This is a genomic window from Paraglaciecola sp. MB-3u-78 (assembly GCF_002835935.1).
In the GTDB taxonomy this organism is placed as follows: Bacteria; Pseudomonadota; Gammaproteobacteria; order Enterobacterales; family Alteromonadaceae; genus Paraglaciecola.
This window is the reverse complement of the sequence record NZ_PJCF01000012.1, coordinates 217673-232468: the sequence shown is the minus strand read 5'-3', so window position 1 is coordinate 232468 and position 14796 is coordinate 217673. Positions and strand designations below refer to the sequence as shown.

11 protein-coding genes and 1 pseudogene are annotated in these 14796 nt (G+C 40.4%); 6 read left to right on the top strand and 6 right to left on the bottom strand.

Going from position 1 to position 14796, the window contains the following annotated elements:
- Positions 1-58: 58 nt before the first annotated feature.
- Positions 59-2680 carry a TonB-dependent siderophore receptor gene (locus CXF95_RS23715; protein ID WP_101200982.1) on the bottom strand — a complete coding sequence of 874 codons (2622 nt, stop codon included), beginning with the start codon at positions 2678-2680 and terminating at the stop codon, positions 59-61.
- 406 nt (positions 2681-3086) lie between these two features.
- On the opposite strand from CXF95_RS23715, the gene CXF95_RS23710 reads away from it, so the two are divergent.
- Positions 3087-4034 carry a LysR family transcriptional regulator gene (locus CXF95_RS23710; protein ID WP_198556686.1) on the top strand — a complete coding sequence of 316 codons (948 nt, stop codon included), beginning with the start codon at positions 3087-3089 and terminating at the stop codon, positions 4032-4034.
- 10 nt (positions 4035-4044) lie between these two features.
- Here the strand turns inward: CXF95_RS23710 and CXF95_RS23705 are convergent, their stop codons facing one another.
- From CXF95_RS23705 to CXF95_RS23695, 3 genes and pseudogenes are all read right to left on the bottom strand, one after another.
- Entirely contained in the window at positions 4045-5211 is a 1167-nt protein-coding gene (locus tag CXF95_RS23705) for a histidinol-phosphate transaminase (RefSeq protein WP_101200980.1), read from the bottom strand.
- A gap of 31 nt (positions 5212-5242) precedes the next feature.
- Complete coding sequence (locus CXF95_RS23700; RefSeq protein WP_101200979.1) at positions 5243-6061, bottom strand: sulfite exporter TauE/SafE family protein; 819 nt, start codon at positions 6059-6061, stop codon at positions 5243-5245.
- A 267-nt stretch (positions 6062-6328) separates the two neighbouring features.
- Positions 6329-6730 (bottom strand): annotated as a pseudogene (locus CXF95_RS23695) (anion permease); the annotation flags it as partial.
- A 285-nt stretch (positions 6731-7015) separates the two neighbouring features.
- Here CXF95_RS23695 and CXF95_RS23690 point away from each other — a divergent pair.
- The 3 genes from CXF95_RS23690 to CXF95_RS23680 all read left to right on the top strand — a co-directional run bounded on the left by CXF95_RS23690 (position 7016) and on the right by CXF95_RS23680 (position 9172).
- The gene (locus tag CXF95_RS23690; RefSeq protein ID WP_101197018.1) at positions 7016-7900 is read left to right on the top strand and encodes an IS1595 family transposase; all 885 of its coding nucleotides are present in this window, start codon (positions 7016-7018) and stop codon (positions 7898-7900) included.
- 123 nt (positions 7901-8023) lie between these two features.
- Positions 8024-8830: a hypothetical protein gene (locus CXF95_RS23685; RefSeq protein ID WP_101200978.1), complete on the top strand. Its 807-nt coding sequence runs from the start codon at positions 8024-8026 to the stop codon at positions 8828-8830.
- A gap of 33 nt (positions 8831-8863) precedes the next feature.
- Complete coding sequence (locus tag CXF95_RS23680; RefSeq protein ID WP_101200977.1) at positions 8864-9172, top strand: hypothetical protein; 309 nt, start codon at positions 8864-8866, stop codon at positions 9170-9172.
- A gap of 234 nt (positions 9173-9406) precedes the next feature.
- On the opposite strand, the gene CXF95_RS23675 is transcribed toward CXF95_RS23680, so the two are convergent.
- Together CXF95_RS23675 and nagZ are read right to left on the bottom strand one after the other, a co-directional pair.
- Entirely contained in the window at positions 9407-10834 is a 1428-nt protein-coding gene (locus CXF95_RS23675; RefSeq protein ID WP_101200976.1) for an SLC13 family permease, read from the bottom strand.
- Positions 10824-11849 (bottom strand): beta-N-acetylhexosaminidase, encoded by a 1026-nt coding sequence (gene nagZ, locus CXF95_RS23670; protein WP_101200975.1) that lies wholly within the window; start codon positions 11847-11849, stop codon positions 10824-10826. The genes CXF95_RS23675 and nagZ overlap by 11 nt, the downstream gene beginning before the upstream one ends.
- A 171-nt stretch (positions 11850-12020) precedes the next feature.
- Between nagZ and nadK the strand changes: the two genes are divergently transcribed.
- The gene (gene nadK, locus CXF95_RS23665; RefSeq protein WP_101201015.1) at positions 12021-12896 is read left to right on the top strand and encodes an NAD(+) kinase; all 876 of its coding nucleotides are present in this window, start codon (positions 12021-12023) and stop codon (positions 12894-12896) included.
- Positions 12897-13012: 116 nt separating this feature from the next.
- The gene (recN, locus tag CXF95_RS23660) at positions 13013-14686 is read left to right on the top strand and encodes a DNA repair protein RecN (protein WP_101200974.1); all 1674 of its coding nucleotides are present in this window, start codon (positions 13013-13015) and stop codon (positions 14684-14686) included.
- The last annotated feature ends 110 nt before the right edge of the window (positions 14687-14796 follow it).

Here is a 14796-nt window from a genome sequence, read left to right as displayed (position 1 = left end):
AGAGCACAAAAAAGCCGTCATTTATGACGGCTTTTTAATCTAACAAACAATGGATATATTAAAAGACATAGTTCAATCGTGCATAGTAATAACCACCTTGCCAATCTACATTATTACCTGACCAGTACACGGCACCACAACAGGTGTCCCCATCATCTTTATCTGGATAAGTATCAAACAGATTACGCGCACCAGCTGCCAGAGACACACTATCATTAAGTTGATATTTCATTTCTAAATCAAACATCACCCCAGCATCGTACTCTTGTGTTGACGTCGCTGCCGAATCAATAGCATTTTCATATGCGCCGTAAAAATTTGCACGTATCAATAGACTTAACATGTCAAAGCTATGCTTAGCTGATAATACACCACGCCACGAAGGGAGCGCATTTTCCAAATCAAACTCATCTTCGCCATTTAAATACGCTGATGCATCTGAATCAATTTCTGTTGAGTTGTAGTTTAATGATCCCGTCAGAACGGTATCATCTATAGTATAGGTAGCCACAATGTCCATACCATTTGTGACAGTATCAAAAGCATTTTGGAAATAATTCACGCCACCTATAGTATTTGCCCCATCAACACCGGCAGCGACCAAAGCCAAATATTTGTCATACGCATCCCCTGAGTCTGGATCAGTAGAAACATCGATTGTCGATACCGCATAAAAACGGTCATCTAGTGCTATACGATAAAAATCTACAGTAAGACTTAATGCATCGAAACTACCAGAAACACCTAAGCTATAGTTCAAAGAAGTTTCAGGTTTCAATGCTTCTGCCCCAAGAGCCTGACCCACATCACTCAATGCAGGGAAAAGACCTGTAGCCACAGGAAGACCATTTGGTAATCGAGTAGAAACGTTTGTAGTACCTTGCTGCCCTGGGGTAGGAGCTCTAAAGCCAGTTCCTAAAGACCCACGTAAGTTCATATCGTCAGTCAAACTGTATTTGAAGGCGATCTTTCCAACTAATTCAGAACCAAAATCTGAATAGTCTTCGTATCGTAAGGCACCTTGTATAAAAAACGCATCAGTAATATCGGAGCTGAGATCTACATAAATTCCAGCCATATCCCGTTCGTAAGAGCCTGAATATTCCGGTGAATATCCTGGGAAACCGTTAGACCCTACTCCTACAGCTCGGTACACCGCGTCAGAAGGATCTGAACAGTCTAAGGTAGAACCACCTAAAATCACTGCCAAACCATTATTGGTAGCTGAACCATCATTACAGAAACCATGTGGGTCAGGACTTGAATATGCTCCTACACTATACGAATCCTCATCCCCTTCCACTAACTCATAACTTTCTTCCATATAAGTCAGACCAAAGGCAAAAACTAATTCCGATGCAAATCCCACATCAATAAATTGCGTAAAGTCAGCAGAAAATTGAAGTTCTTCGTTAATCAAATCACCTGGGCGAAATGAAGTAGGCGAATCAGGCCCCATAGAAGGGTTGATTGTATTTTCTAAGGTATATTGAATTTCATTTGAACCATAGCGACCACTAAAGTCATAGGTCATGCCATTAGTCAATTCACCTTCTAACCCCGCTAATAATGAGAAATCGGTTATTTCACCCGTAAATCTGGGTGTGAAACCACCAGGAAACTTCACAAGGGGTGAATACAGTGAACCGTCTTCTAAGCGAATATCTTCAATGGTTCCGTTACCCGGATAACGATAATAAAAACTACCATCACCTTCACTGTCGGAATAATTACCAAAGGCATATAATTTCATGGTATCGCTAAGATTATACCCCGAGTTGAAGAACAATCGGGTAGCTGAAGCGTTGGGTTGTCCCCAGGGTTGCACTACATTTTCACCACCTAAATTAGCGTCAGCTAAACCAGCGATAAATGTTTCCTCAGAATAACCCGATAATGTGGTGTCGACACCGGTTAAAAAATTAACATCATTGACATCCATACACGCCCAACTTTCACAATACTGTTCTGAACGAGACGTTGAGGCTGAATCTGAAATTTCACCTGACAGGCTAAAGAAGCCTTTATCACCAAGGGCAAAACCAATGTTACCGGTAACTGTGAATTGCTCACCGTCTCCCTCATAATATTGGCCCAAATCTACTGACAATGACCCCCCTTCATCGTTGTCTTTCAACTGAAAGTTTATTACACCTGCGATAGCATCTGAACCATACTGAGCGGCAGCACCGTCACGAAGCACTTCCACGCCTTTTAATGCAGATGATGGAATAGTCGCGATATCTGGCCCTTGAGTACCCGACCCACCAATTTGAACCAATGCAGAACGGTGACGCCTTTTTGAATTAATCAAAACCAAAGTTTTATCTGTTGGCATACCACGTAAACTTGCGGGTCGTATAAAAGATCCACCATCAGAAATAGGCTGACGGGACAAAGAATAGGACGGCACCAAAGTTTTTAAAATGTCATTAGTATCAGTAAAAGAAACAGACACTAGGTCATCTTCACTAAATACGTCCACAGGCACAGCAGAGTCAGCTACCGACCTTGGTACCCCCCTTGAACCTGTGATAACAATTTGTTCAAAATTGACTTCATCTGTTTGTTCTGAGTCTTGTGCATAAATGCTCGGTGACATCATGACTAATCCAGACGTGGCAGCTAAAACTGGCAGCGTCCTACGAATGGATAGACTAAGTTTATGTAGTTTGAGCATATTTAACCTCTTATAGTGAACAATAGTTTTATTCCTAAACCTGAGTGCTTCAACGCTCTAAATCGGCGATTCATACACAATTTGGAAACGATGTGGACTACGCAAGTGCAATGCACCTTTTTAGGTAACAAGCACAGCAATAAACCCCGCTTCTTACTGATAAAAAGCAACACAAATGCCAATCAATAATGCGAATTTTGTATAGCCCCCCCCTAATTTGCTTATACCCACTGAAGTCCGCCGTACCACTGGCTTATGATCGGCTTAATGGCACGGTACTTGAATTACTTAAATTAAATGTATTACCAATACCGGCTAAATGGATGGGGAAAAATATTTAAATGCGCATTAATGGCTCGATTGCACAATTATGTTGCAAAGTTCGATTGGCAGGTATGAAGTCCATATGAATAGCAAACAATTAAAGTACTTTCTCAAAACGGCTGATAAAGGCAGTATTACAGGTGCAGCAAAAGAACTGGATATCGCTCAACCGGCTATTAGTCAGCAAATTTCTAGTTTGGAGCACGAATTATCAGTGCAATTATTTGAACGGGATTTTAGGGGCGTTAGACTCACAACAAGTGGAGAAAAATTCTATCTAAGAGCTAAATCTATTGTCCATCAAATGGGGATAGCTAAAAGCGAAATTGTCGATGCTGAATCAAATCCCACTGGTCGAATATCCATTGGCATGGCTCAGGCAGTATGTAATGTGTTAGCGATACCACTCACGCAAGCCATTCAGAAAAACTACCCAAATGTTGAACTCACATTACATTACGGCACCACTGATTTTCTAAACCAATGTCTTAGCAATGGGCAAATTGATTTAGCCATTACCTATGAAAACACCATCTTGGATAAGAATTTTTCCAGCACACCTCTGATTAAAGAGAATATTTATCTGGTTGTTGGTACTGAACCAAATACAAAATCATATGAGAAACTTGCCAAACAAGACATTATTGAGTTTAAACAGCTCGCTGAATTTGAAATCATCTTGCCCAACCAAAATGATCCCTTAGTTCAAATGCTCAATCGTTATGAAACGCAGACAGGGGTTAGAATTTGGAATAAACAAAATTTTGGATTACTGATGACCAATTTACGTTATGTGACCGATGGACTAGGCCTGATGATCCTGCCGTCTTCTGCAGTATTTCATTTAGAGAAATCTAGACAAGTCAAAACGATTACTATTACTCAACCTGAGCTTAGCCGAGATGTACTGTTAGTGAATAATTCAAAACGAGTGGCCAGTATTGCCATGCAAGTTGTCAGTAAAACAATATTAGGACTAACAAAAGAAGCCCATTCCTTGGGCAATTGGAGAGGAAAAATACTCTTTTGAGGTATGAGCCTTAAGACAAGGCTAAGGTTTGTTCTAGAGCCCTGGGCAATGCATTTACATACTTTTGCACGTCAGGGATCATGCCCATACTCACACGAGACCAATGATTATAATCTTGATAAATACCTCGAATTAACACATTTTGTTCCGCCATTTTTTGTCGAAAGATTTCTGCATTGCCTTGGGCCAAATCAACAAATACAAAATTAGTCGAAGAAGGCAGTGCCGTTAATTCATTTGCCTTAACGGCATCCAACACCATTTCCCGTCCCTCAACAATTTTTGACTTGGACATGTTTAAAAAGGCTTCATCGTTATAACTCGCAATAGCCGCAGCTAATCCAGCTTGGTTCATGGCATACCCACCTAAACTAAAACGATTAATACTGGCGGTATTTTCTTCAGATGCCATCATATAACCGACACGCATACCTGCTAAGCCATATATTTTAGAGAAAGTTTTAGCCACTATGACGTTATGCCCTTCTCTGACCAAGGACACCATTGAGTTTTTTTCAGGCATATCGGTTACTTCATTATAAGCTTCATCTACTAAGACTAAAGTTTTCTTAGAAGCCTTAATACAAAAATCTCTTAACTTTCCAGCATCCAATAAACGCCCAGTAGGATTATTTGGATTGGTGATATGTACCATAGCGACATCAGCATCAATGGCGGCATACATGGCGTCTAGATCAATACTTAGATCAGTGGTTTTAGCTATGCGTTTGATTTTTGCACCACCGGTTTTTTGTGGCGCCTTAGCAGTGGTATCCCAAAATAAATCGGGTCCAAGTATTAAACCTTTTGTAGAGGCTGCGTTAGCAGCATAAGACAATACGCCACTGGAACCCGCACTCAATGAAATTTGGCTGTTACTTAAGCCATTTTTCTCGGCTATCATATCAACCAGTACTTTGTAGGGCTCAGAAGCATAGTATGCTCCCTTAGTACTAGCTTGCATGATCGCTTTCATTGCACCTGGGCTTGGCCCATAAGGATTTTCATTAGCGTTAAGTTTGGCAATGCCCGCACCTGGACCATAGTTAATAACTGGTGCGAGATGTTGGCCCGCTAGTGCATTACCCGACAAAGAAACCAATCCACCTGCGGCAACTGCAGAAGCTGTTGCTATAGTCCCTCGTAAAAATAATCGTCTACTTAAATTGTCTGTCATGTGGTCACCCTTTAGTTGTCTCTCATTAATTTTAAAATGCTTTGTAATACATAGAAATGGACACCACGACTAAGTAAAGTCCAAACATTCTCTTCAGACTGACCTCGTCCAAACTATGCGCCCATTTAGCACCTATAGGTGCTGTTAAGATTGACCCCGCACTAATGGCAACAAGTGCAGGTAGATTGATGTAGCCAAAGGTACCGTATGGAAGATTATTGACGTTGTGCCCCATCAGCAAGAATCCAATTGCTCCTGGTAAACCAATAATAAAACCGACACCTGCAGCCGTTGCTACTGCTTGGTGAACACTGCGATTACAGATCACCATTGTCATAACAGTAATCGTTCCGCCGCCTATACCAAGTAACGCTGAAAACCCTCCTAAAAAAGAGGCTAACCCGACTTTAAATGGTCCTTGGGGCATACTTAAGGTGCTTGATGAACTTTTAAAAAGCCCAGGAAACAAAAAGTATATTGAATAAAATAAAACCCCCGTTGCAAACACCAGGATCAAACTTTCTGGACTTGTCTTCGAGGCGATATATAAGCCAATCAACACCCCAATAACCAACCAGACTGACCAGTCTTTCAATATTGCAAAATCAACAGCGTTCATTTTTTTATGTGCTTGCACAGAACGCGCACTAGACACAACAATTGATGCTAATGAGGTACCGATAGCGACCTTAATGAGTTCCCCCGATGATTCACTAAAAAAAGGAAAAACCGCCAACAACGCAGGTACCACCACAAATCCACCGCCATTTCCAAACAATCCAGCCGTAATTCCCGCAATTGCACCCGCTACACATAACGTGCCTACAAACAACAACAGTTCAACTTCCATGACGCCCCTTAGCAATATCGTAATAATTGGGAATACAGAAGAAAGTGCTGTACACAAAGCATATAGCAGAATTAATGCCAGCCTTGTTAAGCCTTTATTTATAAGGATCTAGGTTGAAGTCTCAGATAAAGATGCACTAATCTGGAGGTTTATTGCGCAAATATGATGCAAAAGGAAATATGTTATATCTTTAGTAACAAACGACAAATTGATTAAATATATCAATTATGACCAAGGTAAGAGCAGCTTAGAAAAAGAAGTATTAAGTTAGGATAAGGTCACGTAACTCACAGCCGTAATGATAAATGCCAAAAATATATTCAACATCAAACCTTCTCTGGCCATAGTTTTAATACTGAATTTATCCATACCGTAGACGATGGCATTAGGTGCAGTGGCTACAGGTAACATAAAAGCACAACTAGCACTGATGGCCGCTGGCATCATCATTAACGCGGGATCAATCCCAGCGGCAACACCTGCGGCGGCGAGTATTGGCATCAATAAGGTGGCGGTAGCAGTATTTGAAGTGATTTCAGTTAAAAAAGTCACAAACAAACAGATAGATAGAATAAGCAAGGGAACTGGCAAGGCTGATAAGCCTTCTCCCATTAAGGCACTTAACCCTGAGGCAGAAAAGGCCTTTGCAATCATGGAGCATAAATAACCCTAAGGAGTCCATATTGACCTTAAATAGCATACAAAGCGACATCCCTCATCAATATATAGCTTTTGCAAATTTCTCTATGAGTTGGTCAAAACAGTGGCTTTTTCAATTACATATTTAGCTGAATGGTAAATAAAGTTTGCGTAAAATAATTTACCCAGTACTGTTTTAAATTGGATACTAGACTTCAATTCATTTGCGGCTTAATAAATTTTACATGCTTCTCCACTTTGCTCAGGCATGAACTAAACTGTATATGAAAATAAACAGTTTAAGGGAGTTCGAACATGAACACGCCAGAAGCCAGTTTTTTAACGTGGCAACAGCAATTCAGAACGAATAAAGATTGTCTCCAGTATCTGAAGGAAATGAAGTGGCCTAATGGGTTTATGTGTCCTCAATGTGGTCACGACAATGGGATTGACCTTCACTGCCGAGAATTAACCGAATGCAGCCATTGTCATAAGCAAACATCGGTGATGTCAGGTACTTTATTTCATGGTAGTCATCTACCGTTACTCAAATGGTTTTGGGCACTGTATTTTATAGGCTCAGACAAAGGCAGTATTTCAGCGTTAAGGCTAAGCAAGCTTATTGAAGTGAATTGGAAGACTGCTCGGCTTATGTTAACGAAAGTGAGAGCGGCTATGGGACACAGGGATAGCCTCTACCGATTGTCGGGCACAATAGAGTTAGATGATGCCTTTGTTGGCGGTAAGCACAAAGGCAAGCGTGGTCGTGGAGCAGAAGGGAAAACCCCCATTATCATAGCATGTGAAAACAAGCATAAAAAGGCAGGGTTTATCGCAATGAAAGCGGTTAAAAATGTGAATTTTAAAACAGTAAAAGAATTTGTATCACATCACCTTTTAGCTAATCAGCATGTCAGAACGGATGCTTATCCTGCGTTAAATATTATAGATAAAACACAGCAACATGAGCCAAGAGTCACGCCAAGTGAAAAGGTAGACGAATGGTTGCCTTGGGTTCATATCGCGATAGGTAATTTGAAAACGTTTTTGTTGGGCACGTTTCATGGCGTTACGGGTAATTACTTACAAGAATACTTGAATGAGTTTTGTTATCGGTATAATCGCCGTTTTGTGGAAAAACAAATACCTAATCGATTGTTAAACTTGGCAATTATTCATACTCCTTTAAAATCAACCTGAGTTAAATGGAGAAGCATGTAAATTTTAAATGCCTATAACTTAGTTTTAAGTTCAGGTCTAAAATCAGATGGTTTTGAAGCTGTAGATTAAACTTTCAAAATTTAGTTATTTAAGGAAATAATCATGTTGTATAAGTTCAAGTTAATCACCCTATCCGCGTTACTCTATATTATTTCCGCCGTATATTCCCATAGTGCTTACGCCACCCAAGAAATAACAATTGAATGCAATTCCTGCAGCACTCAAACGGATTTTGAAAATACGGCAATATCCTATATGTCGACAGCCCCAGAAGGCCATTGGAATACAATTGTTATAAACACCTCAATAAATACCAAAATCTGGTATATAGAATTGGACGTTGTTCAAGATGCCAATAACTTCGGTGCCGGAACCGCATATTTAATAAGCTCAGTGAGAGAAACGGCTGTAATGGAATCGAATGTTTCTGAGCTTATTCAATCCTTGAAGAAACCCATTAGTGTGCATATACCTGAAAACCATGTTTTGCTAGAAGAATGTGGTTCTGCAACATATGGATTATGTGGGATATTATCAACCTTTTTAAGAGGAACTCCAGAAGGACAAGCTTTCTTTGCGACAAACACTACCTCAATCTTGTTTTATAAAATATTTGGTATTACCAAAACCATAAGGTTTTTGGTTCACTTTCCTGATGGTACTTCAATCCTTTACGAATCCTTGCTAGAAGGGGCTTTTACGCCACCAAAGTCTTTTACCCCTGTTCCTGACTCGATTGTAGGCGCTGATGGAGCTATCAGTAATAATAGCGTTTATGCTTCTGCTCCAACGGGTGGGTCATATTATGCAACCTCAAGTACTGTTAGTGGGGGTACATCTTGCGAAATGTGGATGTGGGTCACAAGAGTTAACGGAGAAATTTCTAGTATCACTTTTTCCTATATTTAGTGACAATTTGACTTAGATGAGGAACAGTAAGTTATGATAAAAGTTAAGTATTTTTTGCTTGGTGTATTGGTAACAGGGTTACTTTCATTTTACCTGTTAGCTTATCAACAGTTCATATTTTACCAAGGGCAAACGAAAGTTAATATTGGGGTTCTTCAAATGATGCAAGTTGGTCAAATGCCCACAGTTGAAGGACAGAAATTGAGCGTATATTATTTATTTGAAATAATGAAAATCTTGGTGGATAAACCATATTTGTTTTGTGACAGTGAAACAGTTGAGCTTGTTAAAATTGGCAAAGAGCTAAAAATTGATAATAAAGTTTTACCTGACTGTGAGTAGCTACATAAAATTCTGAATATCAGTATCTGTATTAAAATAACTATGGTGTTAAAGGTTGGATTTATTTAAATAAGTCCAACCTTTTTTGTTCCCTAACGCCATATTTACCGTTCACGCGGTACTGTTTTACATCAGCAGCACGAATCTGCCATTCGACATCATGAGATTGTAGTTTGGTATTAGATAGCTAATTCAACCACAAGATAATATTGGTTCAAAACTAGCAGTATTACATTAAGACAAAGTCAGGTAACTCACCCCAGTAATAATAAACGCCAAGAAAATATTAAGCATTAAGCCTTCTCTGGCCATGGTTTTAATACTGAATTTATCCATCCCATATACTATGGCATTAGGTGCAGTGGCCACCGGCAACATAAAAGCGCAACTAGCACTGATGGCGGCTGGCATCATCATTAACGCGGGATCAATCCCAGCGGCAACACCTGCGGCGGCGAGAATCGGCATCAATAAGGTGGCAGTCGCCGTATTTGAAGTGATTTCAGTTAAGAAAGTCACAAACAAACAAATACATAAAATTAACAAAGGTACGGGTAAGTCAGATAAACCTGTCAAACCATCCCCCATTAAGGCACTTAACCCTGAAGCAGAAAATGCTTTTGCGATACAAATGCCACCTGCGAATAATAACAACATGCCCCATGGAATGGCGACGGCCGTCTCCCAGTCGAGTAATTTGTCTGATTTGGCTTTTTCGGCCACTTCACCAAATTGACTATCCTTTACTGCAGTGGCTGATTCTTCAATCTTATTCCCATTAGGAATCAAAAACATCAAAACAACGCCGGCCAGAGCAATACTACTGTCGCCAATACTCGGCATATTTAACCATACTGTCCAATAAGGTCTAAACATCCAAGCCAGTGCTACCATCACAAAGGTGATCAACACCCGCTTTTCAGCCGGTTGCCAAGCCCCTGATTTGGGTAAAACATACTCTTGAGTATCTGTTAAGTTGCGAGTTAACCACCAAGCAATAACGGGTATACCAATAACAACTATAGGTACACCCGTTTTCATCCACTCTAGAAAGCTGATTTCTTTGCCTTGGGTTTCAAGGTAAACACTCATAAAAATAATGTTCGGTGGAGTACCTACAGGCGTGCCTACGCCCCCTAGGCTTGCCGCATAGGCGATGCCTAGGAGCATAGCAATAGTTAGCTTAGGATCTTTTACATGTTGTAGTACTGCCAGGGTGATAGGTAATAACATTAAGGTAGTGGCTGAATTAGAAATCCACATACTTAAAATGGCGGCGGTCAACATAAAGCCGAACACCAAACGTTTAGCACTTTTACCGCCCGTGAGATTAACTAAGTAAAAAGCCAATCGACTATGCACATTGGACTTTTCCAATGCCTTTGAAAGCATAAACGCGCCCATCAACAATAAAATAACGTGGCTGCCCAGCGCCGATGCAGACTCTTTATGGGTCAACACCCCCGCCATAGGAAAACCAAAAAAGGGGATAAGCGAGGTCACAGGAATAGGTAACGCTTCAGTGACCCATAACATGGCAGTAAACAGCGTGATAGACGCTGTAGAGGCAATCAGGTGTGGCTGACCAACAGCTATTAGTCCAAAATACAGCACAGATGAACTAATAGCCGAGAGTAAAATTAGCTTGTTATTAGTTTGCATAAAATTGGTCTAATACTTTGCTAGCGACTTGATGCTCAGTAGTCTTTTTCAGATTAGAAAAATCAACACTAGTCTTTTTCCTGAGGCGTTTAATTCTTTCTAGACTATTTTTATGCAGGCTCATACCTGAGGGTAAACCATCAATCACCTTAACTGCCCCCTTTGGATCATTGCATACCAACACCATGTCACAACCGGCTTCTATAGCCAACTCGGCACGCTCTACAATATTCCCCATTTGTACCGCACCTTGCATTGACAAGTCATCAGAAAATACTACCCCATTAAAATCCAGTTCTTGGCGCAAGATCTGTTTAATCCACTGTTGTGAAAAACCTGCGGGTAAATCGTCTACATCTGGATAAATAACATGGGCTGGCATCACCGCATCCAATAACCCTTGTTGATGAATAGACTTAAATATTGCCATATCGAGGGCAAATATTTCCTCACGACTGCGTTTATCAACTGGCATAGCAACATGGGAATCCTCAAGAACATTACCGTGTCCAGGGAAATGTTTACCGGTGGCAGACATGCCAGCTCGGTGCATACCTTTAATAAAATCGCTGGCTAATTGCACAATCACATCGGGTTGCTGGTGAAAACTACGATCACCAATCACTGCTGACACACCATGAATATCCAGTACTGGAGCAAAACTTATATCGATATCAAAAGCCAATAATTCAGCTGCCATCAGCCAACCGAATTGCTCACATAGATAGCCTGATTGTTGAATATTCTCATTCGTTTTAAGGTTAATACTCCCCATTGCAGGAATATCACTAAATCCTTGACGAAAGCGCTGTACCCTACCCCCTTCGTGGTCTGTAGCAATGACAATATCATTACGCGTAACGCTTCTTATATGCCGAACCAAGTCAGATAGTTGTTTTTGGTCGTGGTAGTTACGGCTGAATAAAATAAGCCCGCCAACTAAAGGATGATCGAGGATATCTATCTCTTCGTGTGTCAGTTCAAAGCCTGACACATCTAACATCAATGGCCCCATTTATTAGTGCTCTTCTTATATGTTGTATACTAATTTATTAAGCATACTATATGGAGGATCAAATCTCCCAGTCAATCATTTATACTGATTAGTATTATTCCAAACTAAAAATATGACTTTCAAACTCTCTCATGGTTATACTCTGGCAAATCGTTATTTATGTTGTTTTCAATGAAGTTTAAAACTGTAGGTTTAATTGGCAAACAAGCACATCAAGGTGCAAATTTAAGTCTCAAGGCATTAATAGTCTATTTGACTAAACGTGGTTGTCGGGTACTAGTCGAAACAAACACTGCACAAAAATTAGATACTAATGGTTTTGAATCTGCAGATATAACTGAAATTGGTAAACAAGCTGACTTAGCCATAGTGGTCGGTGGCGATGGTAATATGCTTGGCGCAGCTAGAGTACTGGCGGAATTCAATGTAGCTGTAGTAGGTGTTAACCGTGGTAACTTAGGTTTTTTAACCGACATCAACCCCGATGACTTTGAACCGCAACTTGATAGTATTTTTGACGGCGATTGCCAAATAGAGCAACGTTTTTTGTTAGAAGTGGAAGTCTATCGAGATGGTAAAGTACAAAGCAAAGACTCCGCGGTAAACGAAGTGGTAATTCACCATGGCAAAGTAGCACATATGATGGAATTTGAAGTGTATCTGGATGATAACTTTGTGTTCAGTCAGCGCTCTGATGGCTTAATTGTGGCGACACCAACTGGCTCTACGGCTTATTCGTTATCCGGTGGAGGTCCAATTCTTACTCCTAACTTGGATGCGTTAACCTTAGTACCCATGTTTCCACACACATTAAGTAGTCGCCCCATAGTAGTCGATGCCAAAAGCACAGTAAAATTAAAAGTGTCCCCTGAAAACACAGATAATATGCAAGTCAGTTGTGATAGCCATATTGTGCTAACAGTCTTACCCGGTGACGAAATTGTTATATGTAAAAACCCTGCGAAGTTGTCTCTGATACACCCAAAAGACTATAACTATTTCAATGTGTTACGCACAAAACTTGGCTGGGGCAGTAAACTTTATTAGTCACTTCGAGTATTTTTTTTAAGAGATAACTAGACACTGAGCAAAAGCATGTTTATATTTACAGTTACTGTATATTTAAACATGCTTTTGTATGTCTTTTTTATTGAGAATTAAAAATGCTTACCCATTTATCCATTCGTAATTTCGCCATTGTTAAAACACTCGACGTTGATTTTAGCCAAGGCATGACTGCCATTACCGGTGAAACTGGTGCGGGTAAGTCGATTTCGGTTGACGCATTAGGCTTATGTTTGGGAGACAGAGCAGACAGTAGCATGGTGCGTACCGGCGCCGATAAAGCAGAAGTATGTGCTGGTTTTAATGTCAAGCAGCTACCTGGCGCTCTGAAATGGCTTGAAGAGCATGAATTGACAGACGATGATGAAGTATTGATAAGGCGTGTTATATCCTCTGAGGGGCGTTCTAAAGCCTTTGTGAATGGCACACCAGTACCCTTGCAACAATTAAAACATCTTGGTCAATTTTTATTGAGTATTCATGGGCAACATGCCCATCAACAGATTTTAAAAAGTGACAATCAACGCAACTTACTTGATCAGTACGCAGAGCATGACACCTTATTGAATAAAGTTGCAGATGCTTATCACACACTGCGAACCCAACGACAAGACTATCAAAATTTAGTGGAAGGTCAGCAGCAACGCGAAGATCGCAGTCAGTTATTGTCGTATCAAATCCAGGAACTTGACGAATATGCCTTAGCAGAAAACGAATTTGTTGCACTAGAAACAGAACATAAAAAACTCAGCCATAGCCAAACATTGCTAGAACAAAGTCAAATTAGCTTTCACCAACTTTACGAAGCAGAAGAGTTTAATGCCTTGTCGGCGGTGCAAAACAGTGTTGACCGCTTAACTGAGTTACAACAGCATGATCCTAGCCTTGCACCTATTGTGACTATGTTAGCTGAGGCCTGCATTCAAATAGACGAAGCGGCTAACGAATTAAGAGCTTATAGCGAACAGCTTGAAATCGACCCTATGCGTATGCAAAATGTCGAAGCTCGTTACTCTCAAGCATTAGATTTATCCAGAAAGCATAATGTTCAACCGGAGGCGTTATATGAGTTTCATCAACAACTCACCACTGAATTTAGTGAATTAGTTAAAGACGACTCATTGTTAGAAGAATTAAAAACTCAACTATTCGAGCTAGAACAACAATATTATCAGATCGCCAACAAACTCAGCCTATCCAGACAAAAATCCGCCAAATCATTTGCTAAGCAAGTCGAACAACATATTCACCAAATGAACATGGCTGAAACAGTGTTTAAAATAAATGTTGAACATCAGACTCAAGGCACACCTAACAAACTTGGCTTAGATACGGTGCAGTTTGTCGTCTCAACTAACAGAGGCCAAGCCTTGGACAACCTTGAGAAAGTAGTGTCGGGCGGAGAATTGTCACGGATTGGATTGGCGATTCAAGTGATTAGCTCTAGAAATAACGATATTGCCACCATGATTTTTGATGAAGTTGACAGCGGCATCAGTGGTTCAACCGCATCAGTGGTAGGCCAGTTATTACGTAAGTTAGGTGAAAGTGCACAAGTGATTTGTGTGACTCATCTACCTCAAGTAGCTGCTCGAGCGCACAATCAAATGTTTGTTACAAAGTTCAGTGACAAAAAAACCACAGAAACGCATATGATTTGTTTACAAGAAAATGAACGAATTGAAGAGTTGGCACGTCTACTAGCAGGAGATACTCTTACCGAATCAGCGATAGCGAATGCCAGAGAATTGCTACAAATCAGTAATTCATAGCAATTAAGCATTGATTGCGCTAACGCGGCTGGGTTAGGATGCTTCGCCAAATAAGTGTGAGTTACTCTCACATTTACCGTTTTCGCTTTTTCACATGCTGAGATATTGAG